19 protein-coding genes are annotated in these 21,427 nt (G+C 73.2%); 15 read left to right on the forward strand and 4 right to left on the reverse strand.

The genetic code is table 11. From position 1 onward, the window contains the following. Positions 1 to 142: 142 nt before the first annotated feature. On the reverse strand, positions 143 to 703 hold the full coding sequence (locus tag ACXKZB_RS09140) for a histidine phosphatase family protein (protein ID WP_488825800.1): 561 nt from the start codon (positions 701 to 703) through the stop codon (positions 143 to 145). A 62-nt stretch (positions 704 to 765) separates the two neighbouring features. On the opposite strand from ACXKZB_RS09140, the gene ACXKZB_RS09145 reads away from it, so the two are divergent. From ACXKZB_RS09145 to ACXKZB_RS09205, 13 genes are all read left to right on the forward strand, one after another. Then, entirely contained in the window at positions 766 to 2,250 is a 1,485-nt protein-coding gene (locus ACXKZB_RS09145; RefSeq protein WP_488825801.1) for a reverse transcriptase family protein, read from the forward strand. A 95-nt stretch (positions 2,251 to 2,345) separates the two neighbouring features. Beyond that, complete coding sequence (locus ACXKZB_RS09150) at positions 2,346 to 3,566, forward strand: acyl-CoA dehydrogenase family protein (protein ID WP_488825802.1); 1,221 nt, start codon at positions 2,346 to 2,348, stop codon at positions 3,564 to 3,566. A 177-nt stretch (positions 3,567 to 3,743) separates the two neighbouring features. Further along, positions 3,744 to 4,526 carry an LLM class oxidoreductase gene (locus ACXKZB_RS09155; RefSeq protein ID WP_488825803.1) on the forward strand — a complete coding sequence of 261 codons (783 nt, stop codon included), beginning with the start codon at positions 3,744 to 3,746 and terminating at the stop codon, positions 4,524 to 4,526. Beyond that, positions 4,523 to 5,800, forward strand: a complete 1,278-nt coding sequence (locus ACXKZB_RS09160) for an LLM class flavin-dependent oxidoreductase (RefSeq protein ID WP_488825805.1) — start codon at positions 4,523 to 4,525, stop codon at positions 5,798 to 5,800. The genes ACXKZB_RS09155 and ACXKZB_RS09160 overlap by 4 nt, the downstream gene beginning before the upstream one ends. A gap of 281 nt (positions 5,801 to 6,081) precedes the next feature. After that, positions 6,082 to 6,498, forward strand: coding sequence for a carboxymuconolactone decarboxylase family protein (locus ACXKZB_RS09165; protein WP_488825807.1), 417 nt, complete (start codon positions 6,082 to 6,084; stop codon positions 6,496 to 6,498). 10 nt (positions 6,499 to 6,508) lie between these two features. Further along, complete coding sequence (locus ACXKZB_RS09170) at positions 6,509 to 7,708, forward strand: LLM class flavin-dependent oxidoreductase (protein ID WP_488825809.1); 1,200 nt, start codon at positions 6,509 to 6,511, stop codon at positions 7,706 to 7,708. Next, complete coding sequence (locus tag ACXKZB_RS09175) at positions 7,705 to 9,141, forward strand: NtaA/DmoA family FMN-dependent monooxygenase (protein ID WP_488825810.1); 1,437 nt, start codon at positions 7,705 to 7,707, stop codon at positions 9,139 to 9,141. Before ACXKZB_RS09170 ends, ACXKZB_RS09175 begins: the two co-directional genes overlap by 4 nt. Beyond that, entirely contained in the window at positions 9,138 to 10,157 is a 1,020-nt protein-coding gene (locus tag ACXKZB_RS09180; RefSeq protein ID WP_488825811.1) for an LLM class flavin-dependent oxidoreductase, read from the forward strand. Before ACXKZB_RS09175 ends, ACXKZB_RS09180 begins: the two co-directional genes overlap by 4 nt. Beyond that, entirely contained in the window at positions 10,154 to 11,212 is a 1,059-nt protein-coding gene (locus ACXKZB_RS09185) for an ABC transporter permease (RefSeq protein ID WP_488825812.1), read from the forward strand. Before ACXKZB_RS09180 ends, ACXKZB_RS09185 begins: the two co-directional genes overlap by 4 nt. Then, entirely contained in the window at positions 11,209 to 12,102 is an 894-nt protein-coding gene (locus ACXKZB_RS09190; protein WP_488825814.1) for an ABC transporter permease, read from the forward strand. Before ACXKZB_RS09185 ends, ACXKZB_RS09190 begins: the two co-directional genes overlap by 4 nt. Then, entirely contained in the window at positions 12,099 to 13,736 is a 1,638-nt protein-coding gene (locus ACXKZB_RS09195) for a dipeptide ABC transporter ATP-binding protein (RefSeq protein ID WP_488825816.1), read from the forward strand. Before ACXKZB_RS09190 ends, ACXKZB_RS09195 begins: the two co-directional genes overlap by 4 nt. Next, a complete protein-coding gene (locus ACXKZB_RS09200) occupies positions 13,733 to 15,358 on the forward strand; it encodes an ABC transporter substrate-binding protein (RefSeq protein WP_488825818.1) in 1,626 nt (541 codons plus the stop codon). The genes ACXKZB_RS09195 and ACXKZB_RS09200 overlap by 4 nt, the downstream gene beginning before the upstream one ends. Then, the gene (locus ACXKZB_RS09205) at positions 15,355 to 16,539 is read left to right on the forward strand and encodes an LLM class flavin-dependent oxidoreductase (protein ID WP_488825820.1); all 1,185 of its coding nucleotides are present in this window, start codon (positions 15,355 to 15,357) and stop codon (positions 16,537 to 16,539) included. The genes ACXKZB_RS09200 and ACXKZB_RS09205 overlap by 4 nt, the downstream gene beginning before the upstream one ends. Positions 16,540 to 16,946: 407 nt before the next feature. On the opposite strand, the gene ACXKZB_RS09210 is transcribed toward ACXKZB_RS09205, so the two are convergent. The 3 genes from ACXKZB_RS09210 to ACXKZB_RS09220 are packed head-to-tail and all read right to left on the reverse strand — an operon-like array spanning position 16,947 to position 19,946. Continuing rightward, positions 16,947 to 17,972 carry a transporter substrate-binding domain-containing protein gene (locus ACXKZB_RS09210; protein ID WP_488825821.1) on the reverse strand — a complete coding sequence of 342 codons (1,026 nt, stop codon included), beginning with the start codon at positions 17,970 to 17,972 and terminating at the stop codon, positions 16,947 to 16,949. A 52-nt stretch (positions 17,973 to 18,024) separates the two neighbouring features. Beyond that, entirely contained in the window at positions 18,025 to 18,798 is a 774-nt protein-coding gene (locus tag ACXKZB_RS09215) for an amino acid ABC transporter ATP-binding protein (protein WP_131846160.1), read from the reverse strand. Next, the gene (locus ACXKZB_RS09220) at positions 18,798 to 19,946 is read right to left on the reverse strand and encodes an amino acid ABC transporter permease (protein ID WP_260233042.1); all 1,149 of its coding nucleotides are present in this window, start codon (positions 19,944 to 19,946) and stop codon (positions 18,798 to 18,800) included. The genes ACXKZB_RS09215 and ACXKZB_RS09220 overlap by 1 nt, the downstream gene beginning before the upstream one ends. A gap of 131 nt (positions 19,947 to 20,077) precedes the next feature. Between ACXKZB_RS09220 and ACXKZB_RS09225 the strand changes: the two genes are divergently transcribed. Both ACXKZB_RS09225 and ACXKZB_RS09230 read left to right on the forward strand, forming a co-directional pair. Next, the gene (locus tag ACXKZB_RS09225) at positions 20,078 to 20,329 is read left to right on the forward strand and encodes a DUF4287 domain-containing protein (protein WP_488825823.1); all 252 of its coding nucleotides are present in this window, start codon (positions 20,078 to 20,080) and stop codon (positions 20,327 to 20,329) included. A 61-nt stretch (positions 20,330 to 20,390) separates the two neighbouring features. After that, entirely contained in the window at positions 20,391 to 21,359 is a 969-nt protein-coding gene (locus ACXKZB_RS09230) for a hypothetical protein (protein WP_488825824.1), read from the forward strand. Positions 21,360 to 21,427: the final 68 nt, after the last annotated feature.

Raw genomic sequence — 21,427 nt, forward strand, 5'->3', positions numbered from 1 at the left:
CGCGGAACGACGTCCTCGATGTCGTACGACGTCGAGGACGTCGTTCGTTGCGCGCGCGGGTCGTTGCAGCCGCGCGGGAGCGACGAGGTCGATGTCGTACGACGGCCACGGTGTCGTTCGGCGTCGGCGGTCGGCGCGCGAGTCAGGCGAGGGGCACGCGCTCCCAGGTGCTCGCCGCCCGCCACGCCCGCGCATCGAACGCGAACACGCTGCCCATGCCGGGCTGGTCGAGCGCACGTGACACCGGCGCTCCCGTCAGGTCGGCGAGCAGGAGCGCCCCGACCGCACCGTGCGACACGATGGTCGCGTCGCCCGCCGCAGTGAGCCGCCGGACCGCTCCGACGATGCGGGCCTGGGCGTCGACGGCGCGCTCCCATCCGCGGACCGACCGGGCCGGCTCGGCGAAGAACCGGTCGACGACCCCCTCGAACTCGGCCGGTGGCAGGTAGCCCGTCGCGCTGCGGTCGATCTCGCCGAGCAGCTCGTCCTGCGTCGGGACGTGCCCGACCGCGGCCCCGAGCAGCTCGGCGGTCTCGACGGCCTTGCGTTCCGTGCTCGACACGATGCGATCGACACCCGAGTCCCACGCCAGCGCGTCCGCCCGCCCGGCACGGGTGCGCCCGACGACGGACAGTCCCCACGACTCGATCGGTTCGGCGGGTTCCACGACGACCTCGGCGTGGCTCAGGAAGTACGAGACCATCCGGCGATCCTGGCACGGACCGGGGTGGTGTGCGCGTCGGGTGCCCGTCGTAGGGTGATCGCGTGGAGTTCCCGGGGGAGGCGGCCGGCGCGCGTGACGCGTCGACCTCTCCGGGGTCACCCCGGGGCACGCAGGACCAGCAGGACGACACGCCCCGAGCAGGCGAGCGCGCTCCGCGCGCGACGCTGCACGGAGGCACCGACAGGTCCTCCGGGAACCCCACGCCCCTCGCAGCCGTCACCGCGGCGCTGGCTGACGCGTTCCTGACTGCCGAGCGGTGGGAGGCGGACGAGCTGACGGCCGTCGGGTACGTGGTCGTCGGCGTCGAGCGCGCGTACGTCGGGCTCGCGGTCGTCGCCGCGCTCGAGGCGTACCCGCGGCCGCCGGTGGACGCTCCGCGCCGGCTCGCGGCCGTGCTCGCCGCTGCGCCGCGCCTCGTCGCGCTGCACCGGTCGCGCGAGGACCGCCGGCCGGTCCGCGTGCTCGTGCGCCGGGCCACCGCGGTGCGTGCCCGTCCGGAGACGGCGAGCCGGTTGCTCGTCGACACCCTGCCCGAGCTCGCCCGGGCACTCGACCTCACCGTCGGCCGGCTGCTCTGGCTCGCCGACACCCGAGCGTGGAACCGCCGCTCCGGGCCCTCGAGCCCGCTCCACCACCACCGGCACGAGTGGATCACCCGGCCCGGTCGCGCGCCTCGCCTGCTCGAGAAGCCGATGGACATGCTCCGCCGCACCCAACGGACGATCCTCGACGAGCTCCTGACGATGTTGCCGGTGCACGACGCCGCGCACGGCTTCGTGCCCGGCCGGAGCGTCGTCACGGGAGCAGCGGTGCACACCGGTCAGCAGGTCGTGGTCACCGCGGACCTCACCACGTTCTTCGCGAGCGTCTCCGCGCCGACCGTCTACGGCGTCTTCCGGGCTGCCGGGTTCGCGGAGCCGCTCGCGCACGTGCTCACCGGGCTCTGTACCCACCGGGTACCGGTCCACGTGCTCAGCGCGATGCCGGCCGGCGGCTCGCCCGAGGAGCGCCACGCGCTCCGCCAGGCGTTGGCGACGGCGCACCTGCCCCAGGGCGCACCGACGTCGCCCGCGCTGGCGAACACCTCGCTGCGGCACCTGGACGCCCGGCTGGCCGGGTGGGCCGGGGCCGTCGACGCGGTGTACACCCGCTACGCCGACGACCTGACGTTCAGCGGCGGCGACCGGCTCGCCGCGCGCCCGGACGCGTTCCTGCGGGGCGTCGACCGGATCGTGACCGAGCAGGGGCACCGCCTCAACCCGTCGAAGACCCGGGTGCGGCGCCGCGGGGTCCGGCAGTCGGTCACGGGTGTCGTGGTCAACGAGCGGCCGTCGCCCGGGCGCCGCGAGGTCGACCGGCTGCACGCCGTCCTGCACAACGCCGCGGTGCACGGGCCAGCCTCGCAGAACCGTTCGGGTCACCCGGAGTTCCGGACGCACCTGCTCGGGCGCATCGGGTGGGTCGAGCAGGTCAACCCGGGCCGCGCCCGACGGCTCCGCGAGGAGTTCGCCCGCATCGTGTGGTGAGGCCGTCGGTGGACCGTGTGACGTCCGGTTGCGCTCCGTTGCCCCGCGTTGCGGCGGCCGGCCGCGCCGTGATCGCACCTGGGTAGCGTGCCGCCATGTGTCCGAGTGAGATCCCGGCCGATGACCGCTACGACGAGCTGATCGCACCGCTCCGGCCCGTCATCGAGCGGATCGGCATCGACGCCCGCCAGCGGGAACGCGAGGAGCGTCTCGCCACGGAACAGCTCGGCTGGCTCGTCGATGCCGGCTTCGCACGGTGGCGGACGCCGGTCGCGTGGGGCGGGGTCGGTGCCCGTCTGTCCGACGTGTTCCGGGCGATCGCCGAGATCGCCGAGGTCGACCCGAACCTGGCGCACGTGTGGCGGAACCACTTCTCGTTCGTCGAGGACCGCGTGCACGCCGAGGGCACCGGGTTCGACCGTGCGATCGTCACGCGGCTCGGGGACGGCGAGTTCGTCGGGGGCGGGTGGAGCGAGTCGCCGAACCCGGCCGGGGGCGACCTGACCACGCGGATCGTCCGCGATGCGGGAGGCACCTGGCGGCTGACCGGCCGGAAGTTCTACTCGACGGGCAGCGTCTACGCCCGGTGGATCACGGTCCTGGCGCTCGACGACTCCGGTGCACGGTTCGTCGCGCTCGTCGACGCCCAGGACCCCGGCGTCGTGGTGGGTGACGACTGGGACGGCTTCGGCCAGCGCATCACCGGCAGCGGGAGCGTGACGTACACCGACGTGCCGGTGCCCGACGAGCGGGTGCTGCCGTACGCGACCCGGTACCCGTACCAGGAGCAGTACTACCAGACGGTGATGCACGCGATCCTCGTCGGCATCGGTCGCGCCGCGCTGCGCGAGGGCGTCGAGGTACTCCGATCCCGGGCACGTGGACACCACAACGGCACCGCTGCCGACCCGACCCGCGATCCGGAGCTGCTGAGCGTGATCGGCACCGTCGACGCCCGGGTGCACGCCGCCGACGCCGCGTTCGCCGCGAGCCTCGGCCCGGCGGACGCGGCCGTCGACCGGCACACCGCCCTGCGTGCGGCCGGTGCGGAACCGTCGACCGACCCGGTGCTCCGGGCGGCGCTCGAACGCAGCTGGGTCGCCGTGGCGCGCGCCCAGACGGTCGTCACCGACGCGGTGCTCGACGCGACGACGCTGGTGTTCGACGCCCTCGGGTCCTCGGGGACGTTCCGCTCGCTCGGCCTCGACCGGCACTGGCGGAACGCCCGCACCCTGTCGTCGCACAACCCGAGGGTGCACAAGCGCCGCATCGTCGCCGACCTGCTCGTCAACGGTGCGAGTCCGCTGGACCGCTGACCGCTGACCGCTGACCGATGACCGCTCGGCCGTAACGGACCGTCACGGGGCGCAACCCGCCGACACCTGTGTGCGCCGCGCCGAGGCGAGCCCCTACGGTCGGTGCACCGGCTCGCCACGGACGCTGGGGAGGCGACCGTGGCGGGCCGTTCTGCGCACCCGAACGGGAGGACCACCGTGACCACCGCCCCCGCACCACCCGTCGTCGCCGTGCCGGACGCGGACCTCGCAGCAGCGGCAGCCACACCCGGCGGCATCGCCCGACTCGCGGACCGCCTCGCCGGTTCCGGTGCCGTCGTCGTCGCCGTCGGCACCGACCGCTTCGATCTGGCGACGAGCACCGGCCACCGACTGGACCCCACCACCGCGACGCTCGCCCTCGGCCGCGCGCTGCCGGACCACGGGTTCCTCGTCGCCGTGGCCCCGACCCGCGAGCACCCGTACAACGCCGCCCGCCGGGTCCTCTCGCTCGACCACGTCCTGGACGGTCGGGTGGGCGCCGTCGTCGGTGCCCGCGACCACGGCGCAGCGAGCACCGCTGAGCAGCACGACCCTGCCGAGTTCGCCCGGGTGCTCCGCGGGCTGTGGCGCACCTGGCCGCTCGACAGCATCGTCGGGGACCGCACGTCGGGGCTCTTCGCGCACACCGACCGGATCCGACCGCTCGACCACGACGGCGGACCGGACGGCTACCGCGTCCGGGGACCGCTCACGACGCCGTCGAGCCGGCAGGGCGAACCCGTCCTCGCGGTCTGGCACGACGTCGACCTGCCCGGAGCGGACCTCGTCCTGGGCGTGACCGCGCACCCGCTCGCACCGCTGCCGGCGGCGAGGTCCGAGGCAGAGCCGCACCGGGCCTCCCGGTCGACCGCGACGCGACCACCACGACCACCGCGAGCAGCGCGACCGACGCTCCGCACCCTGCTGGGACTCCCGGACCCGACGGCGGTGACCGCGTGACGGGCGCAGGCGGCGACGCCGGCTTGATCCTCGGCGTGAACCTGCAGGGCTTCGGGCAGCGCCCCGCGGCCTGGCGGACGCAGGACGTCGAGCCCACCGACCTGCTCTCGGCCGGGTTCTGGGGCGACCTCGGGCGCATCGCCGAACGCGGCCTGCTCGACATGGTCTTCTTCGCCGACCACCCGGCGTTCGGCGACCCGAACGTCCGCGCGTACGGGTTGCTCGAGCCGTTCGTCGCGCTCGGGGCGATCGCCGACGCGACGAGTCACCTCGGGTTGGTCGGCACCGCGTCGACGACGTACAACGACCCGTTCGACGTCGCCGAGCGGCTGCTCTCGCTCGACACGGTGTCCGGCGGGCGCGTCGCCTGGAACGCCGTCACCACCTACGACCGCTCGGTGTCCGCGAACTTCGGCGTCGCGACGAACCCCGACCGGCCCGAGCGCTACGCCCGTGCGGGGGAGTTCGTGGACCTGGTGACGGCGCTCTGGCGCTCCGCCGCCACCGGGGTCCCCGTCGTGCACCACGGCGAGTTCCTGGACCTCGAGGGCGTGCTCCGGGTCCCGCCGTCGGCGCAGGGCCACCCGGTCGTGTTCCAGGCCGGGGGATCGCCCCACGGCCGCGACCTGGCTGCGCGGGTCGCCGAGGGGGTCTTCGCCGTCGAGTTGACGCCGGAACCGGCGCGGGAGCACCGCCGCGCCGTCAAGGCCGCCGCCGAGACGCACGGGCGGAGCGCGGCGGACGTCGCGATCGTGCCGGGGCTGTCGCTCGTGCTCGGCAGCACCGAGGCCGAGGCGCAGCGCCGGTTCGACGAACTCGAGGCCCTCGCGCCGGACGGCTACTCGCTCCGGGCGCTCGGGACCCACCTCGACGCCGACCTGTCGGGGCTCGACCCGGACGCGCCGATCCCGTCGGCGATCCTCGACCGCGAGGTCGACCCGGTCACCTACGGGCCCTCGCTCGGGTACCACGAGACCGTCGTGCGGTGGGTGCGCGCCAACAACACCTCGCTGCGGCACGTGCTGCGGGGCTTCGGTGGGTACGGCGCCCGGATCGTGGTCGGGACCCCGGAACAGGCCGCCGACACCATCGAGGACTGGTACCGCACCGGTGCCGCCGACGGCTTCAACCTGATGATCGACGAGTTCCCGCGGGGCCTCGAGACCGTCGTGGACGAGCTCGTGCCGATCCTGCAGCGCCGCGGGGTGTTCCACCGGTCGTACGAGGACGTGACGTTGCGCGGGCGGTTCGCGGCGCGCGCCCGGGGGCTCTGACGTCGCACGGTGCGAGGACCGCGGAGCGGCCGCGCCTGCCGCACGGTGCGAGTGCGTTGATCCGGTGCGAGGTTGGGCGCACCGTGCGGGCTTGCAGCCGCTCACGGAGCGGGCAACCTCGCACCGACCGACGGAGGCCGCACCGTGCGGACCGCGCGCACCGCGCCCCGCGTGACGCTGTGTGACGGCCAACCGGCGGCACCGCGTCACACGGCGACACCGCCGGTCACGGTCCGCAACACCCGTCGCCTCGGGGCCCCGACCGCCCTAGCGTCGCCGACATGACCGACTACCTCGACCGCGAGCAGGACAAGACCTTCACGAAGGTCTACAAGCAGCAGACCCCGGACATCTTCAAGGCCTTCGTCCAGTTCGACGAGTCGGTGTTCCAGGCCGAGGGCCGCGCGATCCCGCTGAAGTACCGGGAGCTCATCGCCCTCGCCGTCGGCATCACCACGCAGTGCGTGTACTGCATCGACGGCCACAGCCAGCGCGCGGTGACGGCCGGTGCGACCGAGGCCGAGCTCGCCGAGGCCGCCTGGGTCGCCACCGCGATCCGCGCCGGCGGCGGCTTCGCGCACGGCCGACTCGGCTTCAAGTTCGGCGCCGACGCGACCCCCGCCGACGCGTCCCCGGCCCACGCAACCCCTGCCGACTCGGCACCGGCCGCCGCCGACCACGCCGCGCACACCCACTAGGAGGACTGCCATGCCCGACCGCATCACCCTCGTCACCGCGCTGCAGGGCGCCGGCTGGCACCCCGCCGCCTGGCGCGTCGCCGGCCCGGTCGCGCAGCGCCTGTCCAGCCTCCGGCACTGGCGCGACGTCGTCGTGGAGCAGGACCGCCTCGGCGTCGACGCCGTCACGATCGAGGACTCCTTCACCGCCGGCCCGGTGGACGCGGCGGACGACCTCGACACCACGACCGTCGTCGGCCGCCTCGACGCCCTCCTCGTCGCGAACGCGGTCGCCCCCGCGACCCGCGCCGTCGGTCTGGTGCCGACCGTCTCGGTGACGCACACCGAGCCGTTCCACGTCGCCACGGGCCTCCAGACCCTCGACCACGTCTCGCTGGGGCGAGCCGGCTGGCGGATCCAGGTGAGTCCGACGACCCGCGAGGCGGCCCTGTTCGGCCGTCGACCCGGCGGCGACGACGCGGCCACGCTGTTCGACGAGGCCCGCGAGGCGGCGGAGGTCGTCTCGCGCCTCTGGGACAGCTGGGACGACGACGCGATCATCCGCGACGTCACCACCGGCCGCTTCATCGACCGCGACCGGATCCACAACGCCGAGTACGCGGGCCGCCACCTGTCCGTCCACGGCGCGTCGATCGTGCCGCGGTCGCCGCAGGGGCGGCCGCCGGTCTTCGCCCTGGCCCACCGCGCCGACGCTGCGGCGTTCGCCGTGGACGCTGCGGACGTCGTGCTGGTCACGCCCGGGTACGACGGACGGGAGGCGCGGGACCTGTTGGACGAGGTCCGTCACCTCGAGCAGGTGGCCGGGTCTGCCGTCCGTCGTCCGGTCCTCGCCGACCTCGCGGTGCTGATCGGGTCCTCGTCCGCTGCCGCGGCCGACGAGCTCGCCGCGCTCGACGGCGCTGCCGGGAGCGCGTACGCGGCGGCGTCGGACACGTCCGTGCTCGCGACGACGGTGCCCGAACTGGTGTCGCTCATCGGGGACCTGCGGGGCCTCGGCTTCGCCGGCGTCCGGCTGCGCCCCCTGCGCATCCCGCTCGACAGCACCGCCATCGCGCGGCAGCTCGTCCCCGCGCTCGTCACCGCCGGGCTCCGCGCCGACGTGGCGTCCCGTCCCACCGCCGACCTGCGCACGCGGCTCGGCGTCGCCCCGGCGGTCAGCCGGTACGCGTCCGCACCCGCCGGTTCCGTCTCCTCGGAGGTCTCAGCATGAGCACCAAGCGTCAGGTCCACCTCGCCGCCCACTTCCCGGGCGTCAACAACACCACGATCTGGAGCGACGACCGCGCCGAGAGCCAGATCGCGTTCTCGTCGTTCGAGCACTTCGCCCGGAACGCGGAGCGCGGGTTCTTCGACTTCCTGTTCCTCGCCGAGGGCCTGCGGCTCCGCGAGCAGAAGGGCCGCGTCCACGACCTCGACGTCGTCGGGCGTCCGAACACCCTCGCGGTCCTGGCGGCCCTGGCCGGGGTCACCGACCACATCGGTCTGGTCGGCACCCTGCAGACGACGTTCAACGAGCCCGTGGAGCTCGCGAAGCAGCTCGCCACGCTCGACCACCTGACCGACGGTCGTGCCGGGTGGAACGTCGTGACGAGCTCGGACGCGTTCCACGGTGCGAACTTCCGCCGCGGCGGGTTCCTCGACCACGCCGACCGGTACACGCGCGCTGCCGAGTTCATCGCGGTGTCCCGCGAGCTCTGGGACTCGTGGCAGGCCGACGCCGTCGTCGCGGACACCGCCGCGGGCGGCGCACTGGCGGACGGCGTGTTCGCCGACCGGTCCCGCATCCACGACGTCGACCACCACGGCCCGCAGTTCGACGTCACCGGCACGTTCCCGGTGCCCCGCAGTCCGCAGCGGCACCCGGTGATCGTGCAGGCCGGTGACTCCGACGAGGGGCGCGACCTCGCCGCCGCGAACGCCGAGGTGATCTTCTCGCTGCACACCGAGTTCGACGACGCGCAGGCGTTCTACCGCGACGTCACCGACCGGCTCGAGCGGTTCGGACGGTCGAAGGACGAGTTGCAGATCCTGCCCGGTGCGACGTTCGTGATCGGCTCGTCGGCGGAGGACGCCGAGGAGCGGTCGAACGCCATCCGGCGCGCCCAGGTCAGCCCGGCCACGGCGATCGCGTTCCTCGAGCAGGTCTGGAACCGCGACCTGTCGTCGTACGACGTCGACGGACCGCTGCCGACGATCGAGCCCGACTACGAGGGCACCGCGATCACCCGCGGGCGCGCACGGCACACCCGCGACGTCCCCGCCCTGGTGCGGTCGTGGCGGGACCTGGCCGAGGCCGAGCACCTGTCGATCCGCGACCTCGTCATCCGCGCCTCGACCCGCGGCGGGTTCGTCGGGACGGCGTCGCACATCGCCGCCGAGATCGACCGGTACGTGCAGGAGCGCGCCACCGACGGGTTCGTCGTCGTGCCGCACACCAACCCGTACGGCCTCGACGAGTTCGTCGACACGGTCGTCCCGCTGCTGCAGGAGCGCGGCGTCTACCGGCAGTCCTACGACGAGGGTGCGACCCTCCGGCAGACGCTCGACCTGCCCGGCACGGTCCGCGACCGATCGGCCGCCGCACGCACGGCCGCTGCGGCGGGTCCGGCGCGTGCGGCAGCATCCGCCGGGGTGCTCGCGTGACGATCTCCAGCCTCGCGATCCTCGTCCCCGGCAACTTCGAGGACGACGCCCCCGTCGACGGTCTCGAGGCCACCCTCGACCTCTTCGCCACGGCCGAGCGGCTCGGCGTCGACGGCGCCTGGGTCCGGCACCGGCACCTCGAGCACGGCATCGGCTCGGCCGCGGTCTTCCTGGCGGCGGCGTCGCAGCGCACCACGTCCATCGAGCTCGGCGTTGCCGTCGTGCCGATCGGGTGGGAGAGTCCCTTCCGCCTGGCCGAGGACTTCTCGCTCGCCGACGTCCTGGCGCACGGGCGGCTGCAGGTCGGGCTGTCCACCGGGTCGCCGCACGCCGAGATCCTCGGCGACCTGGTGTTCGACGGCGACTGGCGCGCGTTCGACCGCGGGTACGGGCGGGTTTCCCGGTTCGTGGAGAACCTGCGCGGCGCGTTCCTCGGCGCGGACGACACCGTCATCCAGAGCCCCGGGAACGTCCAGCGCCCCCGGTTGCAGCCGTACGCGCCGGGTCTGGTCGACCGGGTCTGGTACGGCGGCGGGTCGCTCCGGTCGGCTTCCTTCGCCGGCAGTTCCGGCCTCAACCTGCTGCTCGGCAACCTCACCTCGGGCGAGGGTACCGACGACCACGGCACCGCCCAGCGGAACCAGCTCGCGGCGTACCGCGCCGCGCTGCCGACCGGCCGCACGCCCCGCGTGGCCTGGGGCCGGTGCGTCGTCCCGACCGACTCGGCCGACCGGGTCTCGCGCGAGCGGTACCGCACCTGGTACGAGTCCCGTCTCGCACGGCAGACCGCGCCCCAGGGACCGCGGCGGACCCTGTTCTCCGCCGACCTGGTGGGTCCCGCCGAGCAGATCGTCGAGCAGCTCGTGCACGACGCCACGCTGGCCGAGGTCGACGAGTTCCGGATCGAGCTGCCCTACGAGTTCGCCGGTGACGAGTACGAGCAGATCGTCTCGGACGTCGTGGCGAAGGTCGCACCGGCGCTCGGGTGGACGGCGCGGACGGCGGTGGCGGCATGACCCGCTACCTGCTCTCCCGCATCGGCCAGGCCGTGCTCGTGCTCTGGGCGGCGTGGACGATCTCGTTCTTCGTCCTCTACGTGCTGCCGAGCGACCCGGCCCGGATCATGGTCGGTCCCGACGCCACCGACGTGACGGCGGCACAGCTCGACGCGCTCCGGCACCAGTACGGCCTCGACCAGCCGGTGCTCGTGCAGTACGTCCAGCACCTCGGCGCCCTGCTCACCGGCGACCTCGGCCGCTCGATCGGCGTCGGTCGACCGGTCGCCGACGTCATCGGCGAAGCGATCGCGCCGACCGCCCAGATCGCGGTCGCCGGCCTCGTGCTCGCGATCGTGTTCGGCGGCGGGATCGCGGTCCTGGCGACGTGGACCCGGAACCGGGCCCTCGGCCAGTTCCTGCTCCAGCTGCCCCCGATCGGCGTCGCGATCCCCGGGTTCTGGTTCGCGCTGCTGCTGGTGCAGTGGTTCTCGTTCGGGCTGCACGTCTTCCCGGCGTTCGGTGGCGAGGGCCCGGCATCGGTCGTGCTGCCGGCGATCACCCTGGCGCTGCCGACCGGTGCCACGATCGCCCAGCTGCTGTCGAAGTCCCTCGTCCAGACCCTCCGTGAGCCGTACGTGGACACCGCGTACGCCAAGGGTGCCGGGCGGTGGCGGGTGCAGCTCCGGCACGCGCTCAAGAACGCCGCGCTGCCCGCACTCACCGTGACGGGACTCATCGTCGGACAGCTGTTCTCCGGAACCGTCGTGACCGAGACGGTGTTCTCCCGCCCGGGCCTCGGCCGGGTCACCGCGACCGCCGTGCAGCAGCAGGACATCCCCGTCGTGCAGGGCATCGTCCTCCTCGCCGCCGCGATCTTCGTCGTCGTGAACCTGGTCGTCGACCTCGTGTACCCGCTGCTCGACCCGCGCGTCGTGGTCGCCGGCAGCCGTCGGAAGCTCCGCGACCAGGACGGCGCGACACCGGGCGCGACGCCCGGCACCACCCCGTCCGGCACCACCTCGTCCGGCACCACCTCGTCCAGCGCCACCGAACCGAAGGCGGTCCACGCATGACCGAGACCACGCAGCTCGCCATCGTGCGCCCCGCGTCGCTCGCCACCGACCGCCTCCCCGGCGGCACCACGACAGCGCTCCGTGCGCTCGTCGCCCGTCCGACGCTCACCGTCGCCCTCGTCTGGCTCGCCCTCGTCGTCCTCGCCGCGCTCCTGCCCGGGGCGCTCACCCACCACGACCCGCTCGCCGCCGACCCGGCCGCCAAGCTCACCGCTCCCGACGCCGCGCACTGGTTCGGCACCGACCAGCTCGGCCGTGACCTGTACGCCCGCGTCGTGCACGGCACCGCGCTCACACTGCAGGCCGCGGTCCTCGCGATCGTCATCGGGCTGGTCGGCGGCTCGCTCGTCGGGCTCGTCGCCGGTTTCGTCGGCGGGGTCGTCGACGCCGTGCTCATGCGTGCCGCCGACGTCCTGCTCGCGATCCCGAGCCTGCTGCTCTCGCTGACGATCGTCACCGTGCTCGGCTTCGGCACCGTGAACGTCGCGGTGGCGGTCGGCGTCGCGAGCATCGCCACGATCGCCCGCATCATGCGCTCCGAGGTCGTCCGGGTCCGCACCGCGCCGTACGTCGAGGCGGCGAGCGCGAACGGCAACCGCTGGTGGCGCGTGCTGGCCGTGCACGTACTGCCGAACGCGGCCGGCCCCGTCCTGGTGCTCGCCGCCCTCGAGTTCGGCACCGCGATCCTCGCCGTCTCCAGCCTGAGCTTCCTCGGTTACGGGGCGCAGCCACCGCAGCCCGAGTGGGGTTCCCTCGTCGCCACCGGGCGCGACTACATCGCGTCCTCGTGGTGGCTCACGACCATCCCCGGCCTCGTGATCGCCCTCACGGTGCTCGCCGGCAACCGCGTCGCCCGCGCGCTCGACACCGAGCGGAGGGCCGTCCGATGAGCCTGCTCAGCATCCGAGACCTGACCGTCACCTACGGCCGCGGCAGCAGTGCGCGCACCGCGCTCCACGGCGTCTCGCTCGAGGTCGGCCGCGGCGAGCGCGTCGCCATCGTCGGTGAGTCCGGTTCGGGCAAGTCGACGACGGCGCACGCGGTCCTCCGGCTCCTGCCCGCAGCGGCGGACCTGACGGGAGGCACGGTGCGGCTCTCCGGGGTGGCCGACGAATCCGGGGACCTCGACCTGGTCACCGCGACCGACCGCCAGGTGCGGTCCGTGCGCGGCGTCCGGATCGGCTTCGTGCCGCAGGACCCGACGGTGTCGCTCAACCCCGTGACGCGGATCGGCACCCAGGTCGCCGAGGTGCTCCGGATCCACGGGCTCGCCACCGGTGCCGAGGCTCGGGAACGCGCCGTCGAGGAGCTCCGCCGTGCCGGCATCGACCGACCCGAACTCCGCGCGCGGCAGTACCCGCACGAGCTGTCCGGCGGCATGCGGCAGCGGGTGCTCATCGCGATCGCCCTGATCGGCGACCCGGAGCTGCTCGTCGCGGACGAACCGACGAGCGCGCTCGACGTCACGGTCCAGCGGACGATCCTCGACCACCTGGACCGGCTCGTCGCCGAACGGGGCACGAGCGTGCTGTTCATCACGCACGACCTCGGGGTCGCCGCCGACCGGGCCGACCGCATCGTCGTGATGTCCGAGGGGCGGATCGTCGAGCAGGGCACCCCGGCCGAGGTGCTCGGCGCACCCCGTGAGGCGTACACGCGCGCACTGATCGCAGCGGCGCCCAGTCTCGACGACGTGACCGTGTCCGTGGGAGGTGCCACGGGCCTCCCGTCCGAACGCCCCGACCCACTCGTCGTCGCGACCGGACTGCGGAAGTCCTTCGACCGCGTGACCGCCGTCGACGGCGTGGACGTGACCGTCCCGCGGGGCCGCACCCTCGCGCTGGTGGGGGAGTCCGGTTCGGGCAAGTCGACCACCGCACGCCTCGTGCTCGGACTCGAACGCCCGGACGCCGGCCGCGTGCGGTTCGACGGCGCCGACGTGGGCGGAGCCCGCGGTGCGGCGCTGCGGGCGTACCGGCGGCAGGCGCAGATCGTGCAGCAGAACCCGTACGCGGCGCTGCACCCACGGCTGTCGGTGGGGGCGGTGATCGCGGACCCGCTCGCGGCCTTCGGCATCGGCACCCGGCGGTCCCGCGCGGCACGGGCGGCGGAGCTGCTCGACCTCGTCGCGCTGCCGTCGTCCGTGCTCGGTCGTCGACCGGCGGAACTGTCCGGCGGACAGCGGCAGCGTGTGGCGATCGCCCGCGCGCTCGCACTCGATCCGTCGTTCATCGTCCTCGACGAACCGGTCTCCGCACTCGACGTGTCCGTCCAGGCGCAGATCCTCGACCTGCTCGCGGAGCTGCAGTCGACGCTCGGCGTCTCCTACCTGTTCATCTCGCACGACCTCGCCGTCGTCCGTCGCATCGCGCACGAGGTGTCCGTCCTGCGCGGCGGCCGTGTCGTGGAGCACGGCGACGTGGCGCAGGTGCTGCACGACCCGCAGCACGAGTACACGCGCGCACTGCTCGACGCGATCCCGGGACGATCCCGGCGCGTCCCCACCACCGAAGGAGTCTCATGACCACCCACCGCACCCCGTTCCGTCTGGTGGCCGCGATCGCGGCCGGCACCGCGGCGGCCCTGGTCATGGCGGCCTGCTCATCGGGCGGTACCGCGTCGACGTCCTCGTCGTCGAAGCCCGTCGACGGCGGCTCGCTCACCTACGCCATCGCGAACGACCCGATCACGCTCAACCCGACGGGCACCGGCGCGGGCAACGACACGCTCGCGATCACGCGGCAGCTCGTCGACTCGCTGCTCTGGCAGGACCCGTCCGACGGCTCGCTCAAGCCGTGGTTGGCGACGAAGTACTCGGCGAACGCCGACGCCACCGCGTTCACGTTCGACCTGCGCTCCGGTGTCACGTTCTCGGACGGCACCGCGTTCGACGCGACGGCCGTCAAGGACACCTTCGACGACATCGCCTCGGCCGGCGCATCGAGCACGGCCGCCGCGTACTTCTCCGGTTACACGGGGACGAAGGTCGTCGACGACGACACGGTCGAGGTCGAATTCTCGACGCCGAACGCCGCGTTCCCGAACGCCACGGCGTCGGTCGCCCTCGGCATCGTCGCCCCGAAGACCACCGAGACCCCGTTCGACGACCGTGCCGACGGGAAGGCCGTGATCGGCACCGGGCCGTTCACGCTGCAGTCGTACACGAAGAACACCTCCACCGTCCTCACGAAGCGGAAGGACTACGACTGGGGTCCCGCCGCGCGGTCGAACGCCGGGGCGGCGCACCTGTCCGAGGTGACGTTCCAGGTCGTCCCCGAAGCCAGCGTCCGCACCGGCAGCCTGCAGTCCGGCCAGCTCGACGCGATCAGCAGCGTGCAGCCGAGCGACGTCGACACCCTGCAGGCGCAGTACGACCTCGTCACCCGCGCCAACCCGGGTCAGGTGTTCGGCTTGACGTTCAACCAGAAGCGGCCGATCGTGTCCGACCTGGTCGTCCGGAAGGCGATCGCACAGGCCGTCGACCCGAAGGCGGTCCGCGACACCTCGCTCAACGGCCTCTTCAAGGTCGCGGACTCGGTCCTCGGCTCGACCACTCCGGGCTACACCGACACCTCGTCGACGATCTCGTACGACCCCGCCGCGGCGAAGAAGGCGCTCGACGCCGCCGGGTGGGAGAGGGGCTCGGACGGCGTCCGCGCGAAGGACGGCCAGAAGCTGCAGCTCAAGCTCGTCTGGATCACGAACTTCGGGCCGAACCAGACCTCGCTCGAACTCATCCAGCAGGAGCTGAAGAAGATCGGCGTCGGCGTCACCCTCGAGAGCGGGACCGTGCCGCAGTACCTCGCCAACCTGACGAGCGGCGACTGGGACCTGTCGTGGGACAACAGCTCGCGCGCCGACGGCGACGTCCTGCGGTCGAAGTTCTCCAGCTCGGGCGCCCAGTCGATCGGCGCGTCGGACACGACGCTCGACGCGCTGTTCACGAAGGAGCTGTCGCAGTCGTCGGCGTCCGACCGGTCGGCCACCTTCGGGGAGATCCAGCAGCGCATCGCGTCCCAGGTCGACTTCGTCCCGGTGCACGAACTCACCAGCATCATCGCGCCGGCGCCGACCGTGCACGGCATCGTGTTCGGGGCCGACACCCGGCTCGACCAGCTGACCGGCGCGTGGAAGGACGCCTCGTGAGCGCCGCTGGACGGGTGCCGCTCTCAGTGCTCGACCTGGTGCCGGTCACCGCCGGGTCGTCCGCCGCCACGGCGCTGCACCGCACCGTCGACCTGGCCGTCGCCGCGGAACGCGCCGGGTACGCCCGCTACTGGCTCGCCGAGCACCACCTCAACCCCGGGGTGGCCGGCAGCGCGCCGACCATCGTGATCGGTGCGGTCGCCGCCGCCACGTCCACGATCCGGGTCGGCAGTGCGGCGACGCTCGTCGGCAACGTCCGCGGGCTGCAGATCGCCGAGACCTTCGGCACCCTCGCTGCGCTGTACGGGCCGCGGATCGACCTCGGGCTCGGCCGCTCCGGGGCGCCGGCTCCCGGTACCCCGAAGCCGCCGTCGCTCGCGCCCCGGTCGGACGAGGTCGTCGACGGACTGCTCGTCCCCGCACCCTTCGACTTCCGCATCGCACCGGGCAGCCGGTTCGCCCTGCAGGGGGAGCTGCTCGGGCGGGTGCCCGGCGACGTCGACCGGTTCGAGGGCGAGCTGGACCTCGTCCGTGCGCTGTTCGCCGGCACCTGGTCGCGGGACGGCGCCGTCGTCGAGGCGCCGCCCGCCACCGGAGCCGCCGTCGAGCTCTGGATCCACGGGTCGACCGGAGGCGAGAGCGCCCGGATCGCCGGAGCACTCGGACTGCCGTACGGCGCGAACTACCACACGTCGCCCGGCACGGTCCTGGCGTCGGTGCAGGCCTACCGCGACGCGTTCCGCCCCGGCGTGCTCGAGGCACCGCACGTCATCGTGTCGGCGGACGTCGTCGTCGGGCGCACGGAGGCCGAGGCTGCGGAGCTGTCGCTCGGGTACGCGGAGTGGGTGCACTCGATCCGCTCCGGCGTCGGGGCGATCGAGTACCCGACGCCGTCCTCGGCACGGGCTGCGCCGCTCGCTGCGGCGGAGGCGGCGTCGGTCGCCGATCGGCTCGCCACCCGGTTCGTCGGCGACGCCACGGCCGTCGCCGACCGCCTCGAGGTGCTGCAGCGGGCAACCGGCGCGGACGAGCTCCTCGTGACGACGATCACCCACGACCACGACGCCCGGGTGCGCTCGTACGAGCTGCTCGCCGCGGAGTGGGCCGCGCGGGGTGCGGGTGCCGGTGCTGGCGCGGGTACTGCCCGTGCGGGGGCTGGCGTGGGTGCCGGGGTGCGCTGACCGCACTGGTGCGCTGACCGGACTGACCTGTGTCGACCCGGAACGACGAGCTCGATGTCGTACGACGTCGGGCTCGTCGTTCGTGCGCGCGTACAACCAGTGGCGCGTGCAACGAGCGACACCGTGGTCGTCGTGCGACGTCGACGAAGTCGTTCGGGGTCGGTGCGCGTGCATGTTCCGACGTTCCACTCGTCGATCGTCAGGTGGATCGTCGTCCTGTGCACATGCATTGAGTGCACGTGCATGTTCCGACGATGCACGCGTCGATCACCTCGTGCAGTGTCGGACGATGCGCCCGCAACGAGCGTCGGCGCCGACCGCCGCGCGGGCACAGAACGACTCCCTCGTCGTCGTGCGACATCGAGGGAGTCGTTCCGAGTCGGACGGGCCCGAGCCCGAACCCGGCGTCAGCTCGCGTCGAGCGGCAGCCCCTCGGGGTTCACCTCGGAGTGCTCCACGGCCTCGTTCGACAGGTTGTAGGCCTTGAGCCACTTCGCGTAGGTGCCGTCGTCGATCAGCTCGTCGATGGCGTCCGCGATGGGCTCGGCGAGCCCGCTGTCCTGCTTCGTCGTCGCCGCGATGAGCCCCTGCAGGTCCCCGCCCGCGCCGGAGAACGTGCCCGCGGTCTTCGTCGGGTTCGCACCGTCCGCGCTCAACGTGTTCTGGTACGCGACCGTCGGGTTCGGCCCGAAGTACGCGTCGATCTTGCCGGAGTCGAGCGCCAGCTTCACGGCGTTGCCGTCCGGGTAGTACTTGATCGTGATGGTCTTGCCCTGCTTCGCGAGGTCGGCCTTCCAGCCGAGCAGGATGAGCTCCTGGTTGGTGCCGGAACTGACGGCGACGGTCTTGCCGGCGAGCACGGACGGGTCGCCGTCGAACGTCAACGAGGAGTCCTCCGGCACCTGCAGTGCGAGGTTGTCCTGGCGGTACGAGGCGAAGTCGTACTTCTCCTTGCGCTGCTCGGTCACCGTGATGTTCGAGAACCCGGCGTCGTACTTGCCGCCGTCGATCCCGACGAACAGGTTGTCCCACGTGGCGTTCTCGACCTGGGCCTCGAGGCCGAGCTTCGCGGCGACGAGCCGGCCGAGGTCGGGCTCGGAGCCGGTCAGCGTCTTCTGGTCGTCGCCGGTGAACGCGAGCGGCGGGAACCCGGCCGGCAGCGCACCGATGCCGACGACGAGCTTGCCGGACTTCTTGACCGATGCGGGGAGTTCGTCGTGCAGCTTCTCGTCCGCGTCGACGGTGACCTTCGTCTCGGTGGCGGCACCGTTCGACGCGGCGCCGATCGTGACCGTGCCGTCGGACGCGCCAGAGCCGGAGCCGGAGCCGGCCGTCGCCGACGTGGCGCACCCGGCGAGGGCGACGACGACTCCGGTGGCGAGGACGAGGGCTCCGGCGCGGTTCCGCCAGCGGGAAGGGGTGGTGGGGGACATGGTTCTCCTGGGATCGGGTGGAAGGGGAAGAAGGAACGTCGAGGGGACGGCGTCAGCGCACGCGGGACAGGAAGTCCCGCGTGCGGGCGTGCTGCGGATCGTCGAGCACCTGGGCGGGGGAGCCCTGCTCAACGACCCGGCCGTGGTCGAGGAACACGACGTGGTCGGCGACCTCGCGGGCGAAGGCGATCTCGTGGGTGACGATGACGAGCGTGGTGCCCGTGTCCGCCAACCCCCGGATGACCCCGAGCACCTCGCCGACGAGCTCCGGGTCGAGCGCCGAGGTCGGTTCGTCGAGCAGGACGACCGACGGCTCGAGCGCCAGCGCCCGCGCGATGGCCACGCGCTGCTGCTGCCCGCCGGAGAGTTGCCGCGGCCGGGTGTCGCCACGGTCGCCGAGTCCGACCCGCTCGAGCAGCGCCGCCGCACGGTCGCGCGCCACGGCACGGGGGACCCCGGCGGCGATCGGCCCCTCTGCCACGTTCTCGAGCGCGGTCAGGTGCGGGAACAGGTTGAAGTGCTGGAACACGAACCCGATCCGCGACCGCTGCCGCAGGATCAGGCGCTCGGGCAGCTCCTTGTAGCGCGGGACCCCGTCGCGCCCGGTCCGGAGCCGGACGCCGATGGTCTCGCCGCCGACGGTGACGACCCCGCGGTCGAGCGGTTCGAGGTGGTTGATCGCGCGCAGCAGCGTGGACTTGCCGGACCCCGAGGGACCGAGGACCACGGTGACGCTCCCGGACGGCAACGACAGGTCGACGCCGTCGACGACGACCGTGTCGCCGAACGCCTTGACGGCTCCGTGGATGCTGATCGCCGCGCTCATCAGATGGTCCTGTCGTCGATGGTGGAACCGGGGCCGGACGCGACCACGGCCGCGGCGGAGGCGGCCTGCCGGGCGCGATCCGGGCCTCCAGGCCGACCCGGCCCGCGTCCGGAACCGCGACGCACCGCGGCCCGCACCCGCTGGAACGGCGTGGGCGGCAACGCCCGTACCGACCCGCGAGCGGTCCACCGCTCGACGTAGTACTGCACGACCGACACCGCGCTGGTGAGCGCGAGGTACCAGAGCGTCGCGACGACGAGCAGCGGGATGATGTCGGTCGGGTAGGTGCTGGACAGGTTCTGGACGACGCCGAACAGGTCCAGCAGCGACACGTAGAACAGCAGCGACGACGCCTTGAGCAGCCCGACGACCTGGTTCACGAACGCCGGCACGATCGACCGGAGTGCCTGCGGCAGGATCACCCGCACGAACTGGCGACGGCGGGGGAGCCCCAGCGCCTGCGCGGCCTCGTGCTGGCCGTGGTCGACGGCCAGTACCCCGGCACGGACGATCTCGGACGCGTACGCGATCTCGCTCAGGCTCAACCCGATGACCCCGATCGCCAGGTCGCCGAGGACGTTCGCCGTGGTGACCTCGACCTGCGGCCCGAAGGGGATCCCGATGCCGATGGTCGGGTACAGCGACCCGAGGTTGTACAGGAAGACGAGCACCAGGATGAGCGGCACGGAACGGAACAGCCAGACGTACCCCCACGCCAGCCCGGACAGCACCGGGTTGCGTGAGAGCCGGGCGATCGCGACGACGATGCCGCCGGTGAAGCTGATGACCGCGCTGAGTGCCGTCGCCACGAGCGTGAGCTGCAAACCGGTCAGGATCGCCGGGCTGAACAGCCACTTCCCGACGGCCGGCCAGCCCCACGACTCGTTCGTGAACAGGGTCTCGACGAAGTTCAGGAGCACCACCAGCACGACGGCTGCGGCGATCCAACGCAGCGGGTGCCGCAACGGGACGACGGGTCGGTCGAGCGCGGCGCGTCCGGCCGCGTCGACGGTCGCGTCCGTCGTCCGGGAGGCCCGTGGTGCGCCCCGCGATCCGGCCGCGTCGTCGACGCTGGTCGCGTCGACCGCATCGGTCCCGGCGACGGCGCTGGTCGCGTCCCGGGGCGGTCCCGTTCTGGTGTCGGTCATGTCGCGACCGTAGAAGGGTCGCGGTGCCTGGACAACGCACGGTGCAACACACCGCTACGGGGCGGAACGCGGCGTCACAGTCGCCCCGCGCATGACGTTCCGTGACGCCGTGTGCGCAGTACGGTTCTGCCATGACAGCGCACCGCGTGACCGCTCCCGTGCCCCCGGCGGACGGCAGCAAGCCGAAGGGCCCGGCGTCGTACTTCCCGAGCATCGAGACGACGTACGGCCGCCCCGTCCAGGAGTGGCTCGACCTGGTCGCCGATCAGCTGGACGACCACCCGCACATGCAGGTCGTCGCCTGGCTGAAGACCGAGCACGGGCTCGGGCACGGCCACGCGAACGCGCTCGTGGCGTACGCGAAGCAGGCCCTCGCACGCTGAGCGCCCGTCGCCGTCCCGCGGTGTCGACGGCAGTGTCGGTGGCGGTGCCTAGCGTGTGGACGTGGCCGAACCCGTCGACGCGTGGTGGCGCCGCCGACAGTGGTCGCGCGGCGAGGCGGTGCCGTACGCCGTCGGGCAGTTCCGCGCCGACTGGGCGCCCTACCCGGTGCTCATCCGCCAGTACCACCCCGACTGGAACCACGGTGTCGTCCTGACCCAGGTCCCGCCGGCGGCCGAGGTCCTGCTGACCTGGGAGTGCGACGTCGGTCACGTCTTCGTCGCCACCCCCGCCGAGCAGCGGTCCCGACCCGGTCGTGAACGCCGGCGCTCGGTGTGGTGCCCGGAGTGCGCGGTGCAGGCGCAGCCGCAGCGCTGGCCGGTCCTGCCGTCCGACTGGCCGTCGCAGGTGCCGGTCCCGCAGCGGGTGGTCCGTGCCACCGGCCGCCAGACCCTGCCGGCGGCGCCCTCCCGCGGCACCCCGGCGGGTGCCGTGGCCTCGAGCCGCACCCGTGCGCGTCGACCGGTGGCGGGGGGACCGCGACGCGCGAACCAGCCCGTGCCCCGCACGATCTGCCCGAAGACCCCGCGGCTGCCGTCGGGTGAGTCGTTCGCGAGCGTCTGCGCACCGGCGACGGCGTCCGCGGTCGAAGCCGAGCTGCGTGCCGCGCTGTCCGACCGGTTCGCGTTCACCTACGACCACTCGGCGATCCGCCTCGACCGGCCGTTCTTCGACCACGTCGAGGTCTGGCCGGACATCATCCTGCCGGAGCTCCGCGTGGCGATCGAGTACGACTCGACCGGTCGGCACGGCCTCGAACACGTCGGGCCGCGACAGGAGACCGACCGCAAGAAGGACCGCGCGGTCCGCGCCGTGGGCTGGGAGGTCGTGCGCATCCGCACCGGGCGACTGCCGGCGATCGGCCCGTACGACCTGCAGGTGTCCGGCATCTCCGGCCGGACGGTCGATCGGCTCGCCGACACCCTGCGGCACATCCGTGGCGACCTCTTCGTCGACGCGTACGCACGATGACCGATCGGGGGACAGGATCGGCCGTCGGGGTACACGCCGCCTGGGTCCGCCGCGGAGCGACCGGTAGG

It is taken from the genome of Curtobacterium sp. ABR8 (genome assembly GCF_057812125.1).

Excerpts from the sequence above, each read along its gene's own strand:
- ACXKZB_RS09150 (WP_488825802.1), top strand. The coding sequence starts at position 2,346 with ATGTGTCCGAGTGAGATCCCGGCCGATGACCGCTACGACGAGCTGATC.
- ACXKZB_RS09195 (WP_488825816.1), top strand. The coding sequence starts at position 12,099 with ATGAGCCTGCTCAGCATCCGAGACCTGACCGTCACCTACGGCCGCGGC.
- ACXKZB_RS09200 (WP_488825818.1), top strand. The coding sequence starts at position 13,733 with ATGACCACCCACCGCACCCCGTTCCGTCTGGTGGCCGCGATCGCGGCC.
- ACXKZB_RS09190 (WP_488825814.1), top strand. The coding sequence starts at position 11,209 with ATGACCGAGACCACGCAGCTCGCCATCGTGCGCCCCGCGTCGCTCGCC.
- ACXKZB_RS09170 (WP_488825809.1), top strand. The coding sequence starts at position 6,509 with ATGCCCGACCGCATCACCCTCGTCACCGCGCTGCAGGGCGCCGGCTGG.
- ACXKZB_RS09185 (WP_488825812.1), top strand. The coding sequence starts at position 10,154 with ATGACCCGCTACCTGCTCTCCCGCATCGGCCAGGCCGTGCTCGTGCTC.
- ACXKZB_RS09220 (WP_260233042.1), bottom strand. The coding sequence starts at position 19,946 with ATGACCGACACCAGAACGGGACCGCCCCGGGACGCGACCAGCGCCGTC.
- ACXKZB_RS09140 (WP_488825800.1), bottom strand. The coding sequence starts at position 703 with ATGGTCTCGTACTTCCTGAGCCACGCCGAGGTCGTCGTGGAACCCGCC.
- ACXKZB_RS09175 (WP_488825810.1), top strand. The coding sequence starts at position 7,705 with ATGAGCACCAAGCGTCAGGTCCACCTCGCCGCCCACTTCCCGGGCGTC.
- ACXKZB_RS09215 (WP_131846160.1), bottom strand. The coding sequence starts at position 18,798 with ATGAGCGCGGCGATCAGCATCCACGGAGCCGTCAAGGCGTTCGGCGAC.
- ACXKZB_RS09225 (WP_488825823.1), top strand. The coding sequence starts at position 20,078 with ATGACAGCGCACCGCGTGACCGCTCCCGTGCCCCCGGCGGACGGCAGC.
- ACXKZB_RS09210 (WP_488825821.1), bottom strand. The coding sequence starts at position 17,972 with ATGTCCCCCACCACCCCTTCCCGCTGGCGGAACCGCGCCGGAGCCCTC.
- ACXKZB_RS09165 (WP_488825807.1), top strand. The coding sequence starts at position 6,082 with ATGACCGACTACCTCGACCGCGAGCAGGACAAGACCTTCACGAAGGTC.